Source organism: Frateuria terrea (genome assembly GCF_900115705.1).
In the GTDB taxonomy this organism is placed as follows: Bacteria; Pseudomonadota; Gammaproteobacteria; order Xanthomonadales; family Rhodanobacteraceae; genus Frateuria_A; species Frateuria_A terrea.
Genome location: NZ_FOXL01000005.1, coordinates 301,675 through 316,550, shown reverse-complemented (window position 1 = coordinate 316,550; position 14,876 = coordinate 301,675). Strand labels below are relative to the sequence as shown.

At 70.0% G+C, this 14,876-nt stretch carries 14 protein-coding genes; 7 read left to right on the top strand and 7 right to left on the bottom strand.

Going from position 1 to position 14,876, the window contains the following annotated elements:
- Window positions 1-8: 8 nt before the first annotated feature.
- The gene (locus BMZ38_RS10575; protein WP_091337166.1) at window positions 9-404 is read right to left on the bottom strand and encodes an MAPEG family protein; all 396 of its coding nucleotides are present in this window, start codon (window positions 402-404) and stop codon (window positions 9-11) included.
- 110 nt (window positions 405-514) lie between these two features.
- Between BMZ38_RS10575 and ypfJ the strand changes: the two genes are divergently transcribed.
- Both ypfJ and BMZ38_RS10565 read left to right on the top strand, forming a co-directional pair.
- Window positions 515-1,378: a KPN_02809 family neutral zinc metallopeptidase gene (ypfJ, locus tag BMZ38_RS10570; protein WP_091337164.1), complete on the top strand. Its 864-nt coding sequence runs from the start codon at window positions 515-517 to the stop codon at window positions 1,376-1,378.
- Window positions 1,379-1,689: 311 nt separating this feature from the next.
- Window positions 1,690-2,076: a YkgJ family cysteine cluster protein gene (locus BMZ38_RS10565; RefSeq protein ID WP_091337162.1), complete on the top strand. Its 387-nt coding sequence runs from the start codon at window positions 1,690-1,692 to the stop codon at window positions 2,074-2,076.
- An 8-nt stretch (window positions 2,077-2,084) separates the two neighbouring features.
- Here the strand turns inward: BMZ38_RS10565 and BMZ38_RS10560 are convergent, their stop codons facing one another.
- Together BMZ38_RS10560 and BMZ38_RS10555 are read right to left on the bottom strand one after the other, a co-directional pair.
- Window positions 2,085-2,849 carry an anti-sigma factor family protein gene (locus tag BMZ38_RS10560; protein ID WP_091337159.1) on the bottom strand — a complete coding sequence of 255 codons (765 nt, stop codon included), beginning with the start codon at window positions 2,847-2,849 and terminating at the stop codon, window positions 2,085-2,087.
- Window positions 2,836-3,405 (bottom strand): sigma-70 family RNA polymerase sigma factor, encoded by a 570-nt coding sequence (locus BMZ38_RS10555; RefSeq protein ID WP_091337158.1) that lies wholly within the window; start codon window positions 3,403-3,405, stop codon window positions 2,836-2,838. The genes BMZ38_RS10560 and BMZ38_RS10555 overlap by 14 nt, the downstream gene beginning before the upstream one ends.
- 155 nt (window positions 3,406-3,560) lie before the next feature.
- Here BMZ38_RS10555 and BMZ38_RS10550 point away from each other — a divergent pair, with 155 nt between their 5' ends.
- A complete protein-coding gene (locus BMZ38_RS10550; protein WP_091337156.1) occupies window positions 3,561-4,499 on the top strand; it encodes a metallophosphoesterase family protein in 939 nt (312 codons plus the stop codon).
- The gene (locus tag BMZ38_RS10545; protein WP_091337155.1) at window positions 4,496-4,834 is read left to right on the top strand and encodes a cupredoxin domain-containing protein; all 339 of its coding nucleotides are present in this window, start codon (window positions 4,496-4,498) and stop codon (window positions 4,832-4,834) included. The genes BMZ38_RS10550 and BMZ38_RS10545 overlap by 4 nt, the downstream gene beginning before the upstream one ends.
- An 11-nt stretch (window positions 4,835-4,845) precedes the next feature.
- Here BMZ38_RS10545 and BMZ38_RS10540 read toward each other — a convergent pair whose 3' ends face one another.
- Together BMZ38_RS10540 and BMZ38_RS10535 are read right to left on the bottom strand one after the other, a co-directional pair.
- Window positions 4,846-5,628 (bottom strand): dioxygenase family protein, encoded by a 783-nt coding sequence (locus tag BMZ38_RS10540; RefSeq protein WP_091337153.1) that lies wholly within the window; start codon window positions 5,626-5,628, stop codon window positions 4,846-4,848.
- Window positions 5,629-5,712: 84 nt separating this feature from the next.
- On the bottom strand, window positions 5,713-7,329 hold the full coding sequence (locus tag BMZ38_RS10535) for a tetratricopeptide repeat-containing sulfotransferase family protein (RefSeq protein ID WP_091337151.1): 1,617 nt from the start codon (window positions 7,327-7,329) through the stop codon (window positions 5,713-5,715).
- Window positions 7,330-7,467: 138 nt separating this feature from the next.
- Between BMZ38_RS10535 and cysD the strand changes: the two genes are divergently transcribed.
- Window positions 7,468-8,370, top strand: coding sequence for a sulfate adenylyltransferase subunit CysD (gene cysD / locus BMZ38_RS10530; protein WP_091337149.1), 903 nt, complete (start codon window positions 7,468-7,470; stop codon window positions 8,368-8,370).
- Window positions 8,370-10,199: an adenylyl-sulfate kinase gene (gene cysC, locus BMZ38_RS10525; RefSeq protein WP_091337147.1), complete on the top strand. Its 1,830-nt coding sequence runs from the start codon at window positions 8,370-8,372 to the stop codon at window positions 10,197-10,199. Before cysD ends, cysC begins: the two co-directional genes overlap by 1 nt.
- Window positions 10,200-10,352: 153 nt before the next feature.
- Here the strand turns inward: cysC and BMZ38_RS10520 are convergent, their stop codons facing one another.
- Window positions 10,353-12,203, bottom strand: a complete 1,851-nt coding sequence (locus tag BMZ38_RS10520) for a DEAD/DEAH box helicase (protein WP_091337145.1) — start codon at window positions 12,201-12,203, stop codon at window positions 10,353-10,355.
- A 152-nt stretch (window positions 12,204-12,355) separates the two neighbouring features.
- Between BMZ38_RS10520 and fghA the strand changes: the two genes are divergently transcribed.
- Window positions 12,356-13,201 (top strand): S-formylglutathione hydrolase, encoded by an 846-nt coding sequence (gene fghA, locus BMZ38_RS10515; protein WP_091337143.1) that lies wholly within the window; start codon window positions 12,356-12,358, stop codon window positions 13,199-13,201.
- A gap of 164 nt (window positions 13,202-13,365) precedes the next feature.
- Here the strand turns inward: fghA and BMZ38_RS10510 are convergent, their stop codons facing one another.
- Window positions 13,366-14,685, bottom strand: coding sequence for a DEAD/DEAH box helicase (locus BMZ38_RS10510; RefSeq protein WP_091337141.1), 1,320 nt, complete (start codon window positions 14,683-14,685; stop codon window positions 13,366-13,368).
- Window positions 14,686-14,876: the final 191 nt, after the last annotated feature.

Sequence of the window (14,876 nt, the reverse complement as noted above, 5' to 3'; positions counted from 1 at the left end):
GAAGTCACTCAACCGACGAACAGCGTGCGGCCCAGGCCGGCCAGCGCCATCAGCAGCGTGGCTGCCCAGGCGACCATGCCGACGAGGAAGCCGCCACCGCGCCTGGCGGCCTCCCGCAGGTAGGCCAGCGCATACCACGTCCGCCCCGCCAGCCACACCAGTCCCGCGATGCCGGCCCAGGATGCATAGCCGTAGCTGGCCGCCACCCACAGCGTGGGGAGGAACAGCAGCGTCGCCTCGAGCGTGTTCATCTGCACGCGGAAGGCACGCTCGAAGGCCGGGTGGCCACTGGTTGCCGGCGCCTGGATGCCATAGCGCCCGCGCGCGAGGCCGACCGCGAAGGCAGTACCGAACATCAGCAGGACGGCGAGCAATGTGACCAGGGCGGGCAGGTGTTCTTTCATGGGGCGGCGATCTGGAGGGTGGCCTACTGTAGCGGCAACGTGTACGCAGGGGAGACACCGCGGCCGATAGGATGGCCCGGTCGCGCTGCGGCGCATGCGGGGTCGAAGGCATGGACTGGCAAAAGGGCGAGCGCAGCCGCAACCTGGAGATCGACAGCGGCCGCGGTGGCGGCGGCGGATTCGGCTTCGGCGGCGGCCGTGGGCTGGGCATCGGCGGGCTGATCGTGCTGGCGATCCTGGGTTGGGTGTTCTTCAAGGACCCGACGGCGTTGCTCGACCAGGGCGGGTCGGTCGACCAGTCCGCGCCGACCAGTCAGCCGGCGCAGGTCGACCCGCAGCAGCGCGACTTCGTCAGCGCGATCCTCGGTTCCACCGAGAAGACCTGGGGCGACATCTTCGCCGCCAGCGGGCGCCAGTACGTCGATCCGAAGCTCGACCTGTTCAGCGGCGGCGTGCGCACCGCCTGCGGCCTGGCCTCGACTGCGGTGGGGCCGTTCTATTGCCCCGGCGACGAAAAGATCTACCTCGACCTTTCCTTTTTCCAGGAATTGCAGGACCGCTTCGGCGCCGCTGGCGATTTCGCCCGCGCCTACGTGATCGCGCACGAAGTCGGCCACCACGTGCAGAAGCAGCTGGGCGTGTTCGACAAGGTGCAGCAGGCGCGCGAGCAGGGCGCGCCGATGGAGGGCGCTAATGGCCTGTCGGTGCGGCAGGAGCTGCAGGCCGATTGCTACGCCGGCGTGTGGGCCAACCGCAGCGAGCAGCGCCTGCACTGGCTGCAGGCGGGCGACGTGGAGGAGGCGCTCAACGCCGCCAGCAAGATCGGCGACGACACGCTGCAGCGCCAAACCCAGGGCGCGGTGGTGCCGGATTCGTTCACCCATGGCACGTCCGCGCAGCGGGTGAAGTGGTTCAAGACGGGGCTCGAGAGCGGGCAGTTGTCCAGTTGCGACACCTTCTCGGGGGAAATCTGAGGGTGGCGGCTTTTTGGATTTCGCCCCGATGGGCCTGCCCAGGCATGAGCGGTGGCGCGTATCGGCATCTTCCGTCGTTGCCCCGAGCGTCGCGAAGCGGATCGCGCGGGGCGGTTGGCGTCGAACTCTTTCACCGCTCGGCCCGAGCGATACGGAGTGGAGTCGAAGGGCCGCCGCATGCCGCAGCCCGACCTACCTAAACAACCGCCCACCAAGGCTTTGGGCACCTGCGCCAACCATCTTCCGCCCAGCCTCGCCGCGCTCTAGAATCCGCGCGCTGCGTGCCTCGGGGTGCGCCCTGCGTTCTTCCCATGGCCCATCCCTGCCTGAGCTGCGGCGCCTGCTGCGCCTTCTTCCGCATCGCCTTCCACTGGTCCGAGACCGACCCCTTCCTGGGCGGTACGGTGCCGGCCGACCTCACCGAGCAACTCGACCCGCATCGCGTGGTGATGCGCGGCACGCAGTCGAAGCAGCCGCGTTGCGTTGCCCTGAAGGGCACCATCGGCGAGGCGGCCTATTGCGGCATCCATCCGATCAAGCCGTCGGTGTGCCGCGAGGTCGAACCGTCCTGGGAATTCGGCCGGCACAGCCTGCAGTGCGACAAGGGGCGTATCGCCCACGGCCTGCGCCCGCTGACGCCGGAAGATTGGCTCGATCCTTCGGGCGACAACGCGCCGCCGTTGCCGCAGAGCGCCTGAGGCGCAATTCAGCGCAGCGCGGCACCTTCGCGGAAGTCGCGCACGAACTCCTGCAGTTCGCCCTCGCCGAGGTCAGACACCGCGACGTAGCGCATGCCGTCGGCGGACCATTCGATGGCGGCGTAGCCGTGCTGGCGGATCATTCGTGGCCGCGGCTCCGAAACTTCGTCCGGCCACTGGAACAGGTTGATCACGTGCAGGTGCCGCCGGTAGACCAGCGCCGCCACGCTGCGCCCGCCCACCACGTCCAGACGGCCCCCGGCCAGCGGAAAGCCCTGGCTGGCCAGGTCCTTCACCTGCGGCGAGAAATCCAGCCGTCCCTCGAACCACGGCTTGACCGTGTGCCGGTCGGACGAGACCACGTCCATCAGGTGCTGTGGCTGCAGCGACCGCAGGTGGCCGGAGATGGCCTGCGCGACCAGCGCGCCGTCGGCCGTCCCGGGTGCACGCAGGCTGTCGATCCAGGCCGGGCTGGTGAGCAGCAGCGCGCCGGCGAAGCCGGCCGCCAGCGCCAGGGCGATCGGCCCCCGGCGCGGCCGGGCCGTGACTGGCGCGGTCGGCTGCGAGGCGAGCCAGCGTTCGCGCAGCGCATCGGGCGCAGGCCGGTACAGGTCCGGTTGCGCCAGCGCTTCGCGCAGGCGGGCGTGGTCTTCGTAGCGGGCGGTGCAGGCCGCGCAGCCGGCAAGGTGTGCCAGCACCGCCGCGCTCTGCGCCGCGTCCAGTTCGTCGTCCAGGTAGGCATGCAGCAGCAGCCGGATTTCATCGCACGTCATGGCGGCCCGCCTCCGTGGTCGGGTGGGACAGTTCCGCCCGCAGGCGTTCGCGCGCCCGCGCCAGCCGCGACATCACAGTGCCGATCTTCTGGCCGGTGACGGTCGCAATCTCCTTGTACGAACACTCCTCCAGCTCGCGCAGCACGATCATCTCGCGCAGCGGCGGCGGCAGGCGTTCGAGTGCCTGCCGCAGCGAGCCGACGTCCACCGCGAGCAGGGTGAGCGCCTCGGGCGAGGGGCAGTCGTCCGGCAACGCCAGGGCTTCGTCGTCCAGGCTTGCGTGCCGGCCTTCGGGCGCGTGCCTGGCGTGCAGCGTGTAGCAGGTGTTGCGCACGATCGCGAGCAGCCACACGCGGGCATCGCCGCCGTGGAAACTGCCGAAGTAGCGCAGCGCGCGCAGCAGCGATTCCTGCACCACGTCCTGCGCGTCGGCGTCATTGCGCACCAGCCAGCGGGCGAGGTTGTAGGCCGCGTCCAGCCAGGGCAGCACCTCGGCCTCGAAGCGAACCGAGGTGGCGGCCTCCTGGGAGGGGCGGGCGAAGGGGTTGGCGGGCATAAGGGTGATTACCTCGCTCGCGGCGACTTTATTCCCGGCGTGGGCCGACCGGAATACCCGGCCCGGCGGCGCGGTAGTGCAGGTAGGGAAGGCGCCGGCAACGTGCGCGTCCTGCGCTGGCCATCCGGCCACGCGCCCTGCCTGGAGCGACCGACATGAACGACCACCCCGAAGACGCCGCGAGCGGCCGGCGCCATTTCCTCAAGTGCATGGCCTGGGCGGGCACCGGCACCCTCTGGCTGATGAAGGGCGGCGTGTTGCAGGCGCGCACGCTCGATCGCGGCGCGGTGGGCGACCCGGACGCCAGCTTCAGCTTCGTGCAGATCAGCGATTCGCACATCGGTTTCCACAAGGCGCCGAACATGGACGTGGTCGGCAGCCTGCGCGCCTCGCTCGCATTGGTCGATGCGCAGCCACGGCGGCCCGACTTCCTGATCCACACCGGCGACCTCACCCACCTGTCCCGCGCGGACGAATTCGACACGCTGGCCGGCGTGATGGGCGAGGGCCGCGCGCGCCAGGTGTTCTACGTGCCGGGCGAGCACGACGTGATCGGCGACAATGGCGCGGAGTTCTTCCGCCGCTTCGGCCAGCGCCAGCAGCCGGGCGGCTGGTACAGCTTCGATCATCGCGGCGTGCATTTCGTCGGCCTGGTCAACGTGCTCGGCCTCAGGGCCGGTGGACTGGGCTACCTGGGCGCGGAACAGCTGGCCTGGCTGAAGAAGGACCTGGCGCCGCTGTCGGCAGAGACGCCGGTGGTGGTGTTCGCGCACATGCCGCTGTGGCCGCTGTACCCGCAGTGGGGCTGGGGCACCGACGACAGCGCACAGGCGATGGCTTACCTGCGGCGGTTCGGCTCGGTGAGCGTGCTGAACGGGCACATCCACCAGATCCAGCAGAAGATCGAGGGCACGATCACCTTCCACACCGCGCGCTCCACCGCCTACCCGCAGCCGCCGCCGGGCGTCGGTCCCGGGCCTGGCCCCTTGAAGGACGTGCCGCCAGGGCGGCTGCACAGCTACATCGGCGTGCGCGAGGTGCGGCACGTGCAGGGTCGCCAGATGCTTGCGATCACCGAGGAGGCCTTGCCATGAGGCGCCGGTGGCCGCTGCTCGGCGCGCTGGCCATTGCCATGGCCGTCTCGGGTTTCCTGCCGCTGCATGCCGCAGGAGCGGCAGCGACGGTGAAGGTGCAGATCCGCAATTTCGCGTTCTCGCCCAAGGTGCTCAACGTGCGCGCAGGCACGCGCGTGGCCTGGAGCAACCTGGACGAGGAGCCGCACACCGTCACCAGCGCCGGCGCGCTGTTCCGCTCGTCCGCGGCGCTGGACACCGGGGACGGCTATGCGGTGACCTTCAGTCGGCCTGGAACCTACGCCTACTACTGCTCGATCCATCCGATGATGGTCGGCACCGTGGTGGTCAAGTAAAGGCGTTCAGCTCAACCGAAGCGGTAGATGTCCATCGCCAGGATGCCGTGGTCGATGCCGGCATCGATGCGCTGCGCCGCCGGCTGCGTGCCGGCGGCGCCGAGCGCCACGAACAGCGGCAGCAGGTGTTCATCGGTCGGATGCGCGCGCTGGGCGAACGGCGCCTGGCGGCGGTAATCGAGCAGCGCATCGACATCGCCGGCGCCCAGGCGTTCTTCCACCCAGGCGATGAACGGACGCACGTACGGCGCCTCGCGTTCCGCGCCGTAACCCATGCGCAGGTCGCCCAGGTTGTGGGTGATGCTGCCCGAGCCGATCACCAGCACGCCTTCGTCCCGCAGCGGCGCCAGCGCGCGGCCGACCGCCAGGTGATGGGCCGGATCGCGCTCGGGCTGGATCGAGAGCGGTACCACCGGGATGTCGGCGTCCGGATAGAGCAGGCGCAGGGGTACCCAGGCGCCGTGGTCGAGCCCCTGGCGGGGATCGAGTGTGGCCTGCAGGCCCGCGCCGACCAGCAGTTGCAATGCGCGGTCGGCCAGCGCCGGCGCGCCGGGCGCGGGGTAGCGGATGTCGTAAAGCGCGGCGGGGAAGCCGAAGAAGTCGTGCACGGTGTCCGGTTGCGCGGCGCCGCCCACCCGCGGCTGCGCGCTGAGCCAGTGTGCGGTGGCGATGAGGATGGCCTGCGGCCGCGGCAGGTCGGCGGACAGTTCGGCCAGGCGCTCGCGCACGGCGCCCGGCTGCAGCGCGGTCATCGGGGAGCCGTGGGAGATGTAGAGGCTGGGAAGGGTAGGCATGCCGGTGGCCCTGCTGGCGTAGTGCTCCTTCGGAAAGTATGGGCGCCGCGGCACAAAGCCATCCCTGTTCCGGTGGGAGCTGGCCTACCGCGGAGCCAGGGGCCGCCCGAGGCCCAGCCGCAACGGATCGAGCAGGCGTCCGTAATGTTCGGCCCGCGCCGTGCCGCGGCTGAGCGGCTGGCGTACCTGCGCGGCGCTGGGCGTGCGGATCGCCCGCATGGCGCGGTGGAAGTCCAGGCAGGCGGGGTCGAAGGGCAGGCCGCAGAACGCGAGCAGGGCGCGGATCTCGGCTTCGGGATCGGCCAGCAGCGCCTCGTAAGGCTGCGTGCGGATGCGTCCGGGCGCGGCAGCCTGCCAGCGATCCATCGCCGCTTCGTAGTCACGCAGGTAGGCGGCGATGTCGGTCAGCGTGCAGGCGAAATGCGGCAGCCGGTAGAACTGCTGCTTGAAGCACGACCAGCCGGCCTCCAGTACATCGCGCCGCACGTCGACGATGCGCGCGCCGGGCAGCATCGCGCCGAGCACGCCGCTGTAGAGCCAGTTCTCCGGCAGCTTGTCGGTGAAGCGCGGGCGCTGCCGGCGCCAGCGCGCGGTACGTTCGAGGTAGCGCCGGCCCAGGCGCTGCCAGTCCTCGGCGCCGGTGGTGGGCACCCACCGGGGGAACGGCTGGCCGCGGCGGGCCGATTCCTCCACCAGCACCTCGCCCAGGTCCGGCAGTTCGCTGGCGCCTTCGACCTGCGGGTGCGCGGCGAGGATCTGCTCGAACAGGGTGGAACCGGAGCGCGGCAGGCCGACGATGAAAATCGCCTCCTCGCCCAGCGCGGCGTGCGGGGATGCCGGCAGCTTGGCGCCGGCGGCGAGCACCGATTCGACGAAGGCATGGAAGCCACCGGCGTGCCATGGCGCCAGCCGGCGCTGGCGCGCGTTGGCGTCGCTGATCGCGGCGAAGGCTTCCTCATAACAGCCCTGGTCCTCGCTGGCCTTGCCCAGCGCGAAGCCCAGGGCGATGCGGTCGGGCTCGGCGACGTCGGTGCGTTTGAGCAAGGCGACTAGCTGCGCGCGATCCTCCGCCGAAAGCGGCCGCGTCTTCATGTTGGCCAGGCCGCGCCAGGCATCGCCACAGGCCGGATGCAGCGCGAGTGCGGCGCGGTAGCGGCGGTCGGCCTCGTCGAAGCGGCCCAGATGCACCAGCGCATCGCCGAGCAGCACATGCGCGGGCAGCAGCGACGGCCCCAGCGTGCAGGCGTGTTCGAGCGCCTCCACCGCGGGTTCGGTGAAGCCGAGCACCTGCAGGTTGCGGCCGAGGTTGGACCAGCCCATCGGATAGTCCGGCGCCAGCGCGCAGGCGCGGCGCCAGTACGCCAGCGCCGTCTCCACATCGCCCGCCGCCTGTTCGGCATTGCCCATGTCGGTGAGTGCGAGCGGATCGTCCGGCCAATGCTGCAGCGCCTGGCCCAGCGCGGTGCGCGCGGCGTCGTACTGCCGCCCACGGGTGTGCAGGATGCCCAGCAGGCGCAGTACTTCGGGATGTTCCGGCGCCTGGACAAGCAGGGCACCGAGCGCCTGCTGCGCCGGCGCCAGCGCGCCCTCGCGGATCAACCGGGCGGCCGCCTCGAGCTCGCGCAGTTGCGCCTGCGCGAGGCCGGCGGCACGCGTGGGCAGGTCGGTCGGATGCTCGGGCCGCGGCCAGGATGCGGGCATGGATGATCTCGCCGGTGGGACGGCAATGGTAAGGCTTCTCCGCAGTTGGCCGCCGGGGCAGGTCACGCAGGCTGGCGCAAGTCTGCTAGCGTGTGCGCTTCGCCCGCGCCGCGTGGCCCGGAATCCAAGCCCGTCCCGATGCAACGCCTGTCCCATCTCGACGATCTGGAAGCGGAAGGCATCCAGGTCCTGCGTGAAGTGTTTGCCTGTTTCCGTCGCCCGGTGATGCTCTACTCCATCGGCAAGGACTCCACCGTGCTGCTGCACCTGCTGCGCAAGGCCTGCCGCCCGGCGCCGCCGCCGCTGCCCCTGCTCCACGTGGATACCACCTGGAAGTTCCGCGAGATGATCGCCTTCCGCGACCGCGTGGCCGATCATGGCGACGTCCGCATGCTGGTGCACGTCAACCAGGACGGCGTGCGCCAGGGCATCTCGCCCTTGACCCACGGCGCGGCGGTGCATACCGACGTGATGAAGACCCAGGCGCTGAAGCAGGCGCTGGACCAGTACCAGTTCGACGCGGCCATCGGCGGCGCCCGCCGCGACGAGGAAAAGTCGCGCGCCAAGGAACGCATCTTCTCCTTTCGCAGCGCGCAGCACCGCTGGGACCCCAAGCAGCAGCGGCCGGAACTGTGGCGTACCTGGAACACACAGCTCCGCACCGGCGAAAGCGTGCGCGTGTTCCCGCTGTCCAACTGGACGGAGCTGGACGTGTGGGAATACATCCGCCGCGAGCGGATCGAGGTGGTGCCGTTGTATTTCGCGAGGGAGCGGCCGGTGGTCGAGCGCGACGGTGCGCTCATCATGGTCGACGACGAGCGCTTCGTGCTGCGCGAGGGCGAGCGCATCGAGCAGCGCCGCGTGCGCTTCCGCACGCTCGGTTGCTACCCGCTGACCGGTGCGATCGAGTCGGACGCCAGCTCGCTGGACGCGATCATCGAGGAGATGCGCGCCTCGCGCAGCTCCGAACGCCAGGGCCGCATCATCGACCACGACGGGGCGAGCTCGATGGAGAAAAAGAAGCAGGAGGGCTACTTCTGATGGCCGCCGCTCTGCTTCGCTTCATCACCTGCGGCAGCGTGGACGACGGCAAGAGCACGCTGCTCGGCCGACTGCTGTACGACGCCGGCATGCTTGCCGACGACCAGCTCGAAGCCTTGCGTCGCGACAGCACCAAGCGTGGCGGCGCGGCGCTGGATTTCGCGCTGGTCACCGACGGGCTGGACGCCGAGCGCGAGCAGGGCATCACCATCGACGTGGCCTGGCGCTATTTCCACACCGCGCGGCGCAGCTTCATCGTCGGCGACTGTCCCGGGCACGAGCAGTACACCCGCAACATGGCCACCGGCGCCTCGCAGGTAGACCTGGCGGTCGTGCTGGTCGACGCGCGCAAGGGCTTGCTGCCGCAGACGCGCCGGCACACGTACATCTGTGCGCTGCTGGGCATCCGCCGCATCATCCTGGCGGTGAACAAGATGGATCTGGTCGGGCTGGATGCGGACGTCTATGCGTCCATCGTCGAACCGTACCGCGCTATGGCGGCCACCATGGGCATCGAGTCGGTCGATGCGCTGCCGGTGGTGGCGCCGGAGGGCGACAACGTCGGCCTGCGCTCCACGCGCATGCCCTGGTACCAGGGTCCCAGCCTGGTCGAATTGCTGGAATCCATGGATGCCGAAGTGGCGCCTCCGCAACACTTCCGCCTGCCGGTGCAGTGGGTGAACCGCCCGGACCAGCATTTCCGCGGTTACGCCGGCACGGTTTGCGGCGGGCGCGTGGCGGTGGGCGAGGAGGTGCTGGTACAGCCGGGTGGGCAACACGCGCGGGTCGAGCGGATCGTCGGGTCGTCGTTCGATCTGGCGGAAGCGTTCAGTGGCCAGGCCGTCACGCTGTGCCTGGACCGCGAGCTCGACATCAGCCGTGGCGACGTGATCGCTGCCGCTGCGCAACCGGCACCGGTGGCCGACCAGTTCGGCTGCCATCTGGTCTGGTTCGGCGATGCGCCGCTGCTGCCAAACCGCAGCTACCTGTTGCGCCTGGGTACGGCCACGGTCAACGCGCGGATCACCGCGATCAAGCACAAGGTCGACGTCAACACGCAGGCGCCGCTGGCGGCGCGGCGGCTGGAGCTCAACGAGGTCGGCTACTGCAACATCGACCTGGACCGGCCGCTGGCCTTCGAGAGCTATGCCGACAACCGCGAGCTGGGCGGCTTCATCCTGGTCGACCGCCAGAGCAACGCCACGGTCGCCTGCGGCATGCTCGACTTCGCGCTGCAGCGGGCGAACAACATCCACTGGCAACACACCGACGTGGACAAGTCCACGCGCGCGCTGGCCAAGGGCCAGCAGCCGCTGTGCCTGTGGTTCACCGGCCTTTCCGGCGCGGGCAAGTCGACCATCGCCAACCTGGTCGAGCGCAAACTGGCCGCGCAGGGCTTCCACACCTACCTGCTGGACGGCGACAACCTGCGCCACGGCCTCAACGTGGACCTGGGCTTCACCGCCGAGTCGCGCGTGGAGAACGTGCGCCGCGTAGCCGAAGTGGCACACCTGATGGTCGACGCCGGACTGGTGGTGCTGGTCTGCGTGATCTCGCCGTTCGCGGGCGAGCGCGACTTCGCGCGCAGGCGCTTTGCCGAGGGCGAGTTCGTCGAGGTGTTCGTGGACACGCCGCTGGCCGACTGCGAGGAGCGCGACCCGAAGGGGCTTTACGCCAAGGCGCGGGCGGGGCGGATCAGCAATTTCACCGGTATCGACTCGCCATACGAGCGGCCGGCTGCGCCGGAGCTGCACCTCAATACCGAGGGGCAGCGCGCGGAGCAGTTGGCTGAGCAGGTACTGGCCTATCTGCAGGAGCGCCTGGGCTAGTTGGGGCACCCGGCGGCGCTTCGGCTTCGCTGAGCAAGCTGCGCTCAGCGCGAACGGGGTCGAGGGAGGCTTGGTAGACAAGCCCCTTCCAACAGCGCGAGAGGAGTCGAAGGGCTCGCCAGGCGGCAACCCCGGGCGGGCGAAAGCGCCGATCTACTTCCGGCGCGGCGACTTGCCACCCTGGCGGGGCTTGAACCCGCCCGGCCGCGGCCGCCGCGGCGGCGCCGCGCCGGCCGGTTCCTCGCTGCCGTCCCACTCGCTGATGCGCAACTGCTGCTGGCTCACCCAGACCTTCTTGAGGTGGTCGAACACCTCCGAGGGCATGCCTTCGGGCAGGTCGATCAGGCTGTAGTCGCCGCGAATGCTGACGCGGCCGATGAACTGGCTTTCCAGGCCGGCTTCGTTGGCGATCGCACCGACGATGTTGCCCGGCTTGACGCCATGCTCGTGACCGACCTCGATGCGGTAGGTGCGCTTGCCCGGCTCCGGCGCGTTGTGCGGGCGCGGCGGGCGGCTTTCGAAGCTGCGCGGTGCGTCTTCGCGCGCCTTGCGCTCGTGCGGCGGACGGCGCTCGCCATCGCGCTCGCGCGGCTCTCGCACGGCATGCTCGCGTGGCGCGGGCTCGCGCCGCTCGTATTCGCGCTTCGGCGGCGGCGTCAGCAGCAGCGGCCGGTCGCCCTGGGCGAGGCGCGCCAGCGCCGCGGCGATCTCGATCGCCGGCACGTTGTGCTCCTGCTCGTATTGTTCGATGAGCTGCTGGAACTGGCCCAGGTCGCCCTGTGCGAGCGTGTCGCTGATGCGCTGCTTGAACCGCGCGATGCGCACGTCGTTGACCGCCTCGACCGTGGGCAGCTTCATCTCCTCGATCGGCTGGCGCGTGGCCCGCTCGATCGCGCGCAGCATGCCCTTCTCGCGCGGCGTGACGAACAGGATCGCCTCGCCGCTGCGTCCCGCGCGGCCGGTGCGGCCGATGCGATGGACGTAGCTTTCGGTGTCGTAGGGGATGTCGTAGTTGAAGACGTGGCTGATGCGCTCGACGTCCAGGCCGCGCGCGGCCACGTCGGTGGCGACCAGGATGTCCAGCTTGCCGTCCTTCAGCTGCTGGATCACCCGCTCGCGTTGCGGCTGGGCGATGTCGCCGTTGATCGCGGCGGCAGCGAGGCCACGCGCGGTGAGCTTCTCGGCGAGCTCCTCGGTGGCCTGCTTGGTGCGCGCGAAGATGATCATCGCGTCGAACGGCTCGGCCTCCAGGATGCGGGTCAGCGCATCGAGCTTGTGCATGCCGCTGACGAACCAGTAGCGCTGGCGGATGTTGGCCGCGGTGGTGGTCTTGGCCTTGATGGTGACCTCGACCGGATCCTTCAGGTGGCGCTGCGCGATCTTGCGGATCGGCGCCGGCATGGTGGCCGAGAACAGCGCGACCTGGCGGGTCGGCGGTGTCGCTTCGAGCACCTTCTCGACGTCGTCGATGAAGCCCATGCGCAGCATCTCGTCGGCTTCGTCGAGCACCAGGTACTTGAGCTCGGACAGATCGAGCGTCTGCTTGTCCATATGGTCGATCACGCGGCCGGGCGTACCGACCACGACATGCACGCCGCGGCGTAATGCGTGCAGCTGCGGGCCGTAGCTCTGCCCGCCGTAGATCGGCAGTACCTGGAAGCCGGGGATGTGCGCGGCGTAGCGCTGAAACGCCTCGGCCACCTGGATGGCCAGCTCGCGCGTGGGCGCCAGCACCAGCGCCTGCGGCTTGCCGGGCTTGGCCTCGATGCGCGAGAGGATCGGCAGCGCGAAGGCGGCGGTCTTGCCGGTGCCGGTCTGCGCCTGGCCGAGCACGTCGCGGCCCTCGAGCAGAGACGGGATGGTCGCGGCCTGGATCGGCGAGGGCGATTCGTAGCCGACGTCGGAAAGTGCTTGCTGGACTTCCGGACGCAGCGCGAGCGAGGCAAAACTCGCCGGCGCCGGGACGTGGTCGGCCGGCGTGGGACCTGGAGCGGGGGATGACATGGGAACCTCGGAATAAGGGCAGCGGCGAGCGAAGGCGTGCGCCGCGCGGGCGCAGCATTCTAACAGGCTGGCCGGTGGGCCGTCGGCGCGAAGTACACGGTGCGTGGGCAGGCCGTGGTTATGATCGTGTGTTTGCTGCAAGGGAGCGGCGCATGGCGACCATCGAGACGATCTCCGAGCAACGCTGCCATGGCGGCGTGCAGGGCTTCTACGGGCACGACTCGCGTGCCTGCGGCGGGCCCATGCGCTTCGCGCTCTACCTGCCTCCGCAGGCCGCCCGGCAGCCGTGCCCGCTGCTGTACTTCCTGGCCGGCCTGACCTGCACCGAGGAGACCGCGACGATCAAGGCCGGCGCACAGCGGCTGGCCGCCGAACTGGGGCTCGCATTGGTCATGCCCGACACCAGTCCGCGCGACACCGGCTTCGATGGCGCCACCGGCGACTGGGAGTTCGGCGAAGGCGCGGGCTTCTACCTCGATGCAACGCAAGCGCCGTGGTCGGCGCGCTTTCGCATGCGCAGCTACGTGGCGGAGGAACTGCCGGCGCTGCTGGCAGCGCATTTCCCGGTGGACGTCGAGCGCGCGGGCGTGTGTGGCCACTCGATGGGGGGCCACGGCGCACTGACGCTGGCGCTGGCCTACCCGCAACGCTATCGCTCGGTGTCCGCGTTCGCCCCCATCGTGGCGCCCTCGCAGGTGCCGTGGGGCGAGAAAGCGTTCGCGCGCTACCTGGGTGACGACCGCAAGGCATGGGCCGGGTACGACGCCTGTGCGCTGGTGCGACGGCAGACCTTCCCGGGCACGATCCTGGTCGATCAGGGCGAGGCCGACCGGTTCCTGCAGGAGCAGTTGCGCCCGGAGTTGTTCGAGCGCGCGTGTGCGGAAGCCGGACAGGCGCTCGTGTTGCGCCGGCAACCCGGGTACGACCACAGCTACTGGTTCATCGCCACCTTCGTCGACGACCACCTGCGGCATCACGCGAAGGCGTTGGGCTTGTAACCGCTCGCCGGGCTGCCTTCACCCGCCTGCCGGATCCCTTTCGCGTAACGGCGAAGGCATCCGGCAAGCAACCCATGCCACGTATCCCTCACCGGGCCTTCCCCGTTCCGGGGAAGGTGCGCAGGGCCGATGGAAGCACGGCGCCCGCCGCCGGGCGCCTGGGATCAGCCGCGGGTTTCCGGCCGGCTTGCTCCGGCGGGACGGCGTCGCTGGCGGTTGTTGCGACCGGCGTTGGCCGGTGCGCGGCCCTGTCCATGGTTGCTGCCGTGGCCAACGTGGCCGTTGCGCGCCGGGCGCGGCTGGCGCTGGCCCTGCGCCGGGCGCGGCGCGCCGGCATCCAGGCGCAGCGGGGCGGAAGGCTCGAAGCCGGGCACGTCGCTGATCGCGATCTCCTGCTTGAGCAGCTTGCGGATATCGCGCAGCAGGCCGGACTCGTCGTGGCTGACCAGCGACACGGCCATGCCCTCGGCACCGGCACGGCCGGTGCGGCCGATGCGATGCACGTAATCCTCGGCGACCATCGGCAGGTCGTGGTTGATCACCATCGGCAACTGGTCGATGTCGATGCCGCGGGCGGCGATGTCGGTGGCGACCAACACGGTGATGCGGCCGCTCTTGAAGTCGCCCAACGCCTTGGTGCGCGCATTCTGGCTCTTGTTGCCATGGATCGCCGCGGCGCGCATGCCTGACACTTCCAGGAACTTCACCAGCTTGTCGGCGCCGTGCTTGGTGCGGCTGAACACCAGGCTCTGGCGCCGGCTGTCCTGCGAAAGCACGTGCAGCAGCAGGTCGCGCTTGCGCGACGCGTCGACCGGATGCACGTGGTGGGTGACCAGCGGTGCGACCGTGTTGGGTGGGGTCACCGAGACCTCGCGCGGCGAGCGCATGAACTGCATCGCCAGCGCCTTGATCGGCTCGGCGAAGGTGGCCGAGAACAGCAGCGTCTGGCGCTGCTTGGGCAACGCCTGGAGGATGCGCCTGATCGCGGGCAGGAAGCCCATGTCGAGCATGCGGTCGGCCTCGTCCAGCACCAGCACCTCGACGCCGGAGAGGTCGATCGAACGCTGCTGCATGTGGTCGATCAGGCGACCGGGGGTGGCAATCACCACGTCGACGCCGCGGCGCAGCGCCTGCATCTGCGGGCCCATGCCCACGCCGCCGAAAATGGTGGTGCTGGAAACGGGCAGGTGCTTGCCGTAGTCGCGCAGGTTGTCATGCACCTGGGCGGCCAGTTCGCGCGTCGGGGTCAGCACCAGAGCGCGCGGGCGGCGGGTCTGCGTGGCGCCGGCGGTGGACAGGTGCTGCAGCAGCGGCAGCGCGAAGGCGGCGGTCTTGCCGGTGCCGGTCTGCGCGGCGGCCAGCAGGTCGTGGCCCTCCAGTACCAGCGGGATGGCGCCGGCCTGGATCGGGGTGGGCTGCGTGTAGCCCTGTTCGGCAAGCGCGCGCAACAACGCGGGCGCAAGGCCCAGCGATTCGAAAGACATGAAAACACTCCTGTGCAACCCGGAGCGTTCTTCAGAACCGCGTTGCGATATGGGGAAAGGGGCGGCTGAACACCGCAACGGCTTCGGAGCCGTCCAGGCAGTATAGCGCAAGCGCTGGCAACCTGCCGGGTTTGCCTCGCGAGCGGGCTACGGCTGCAATAGCCTCCCGGCGCAACCGCAAGAGTGGCTGC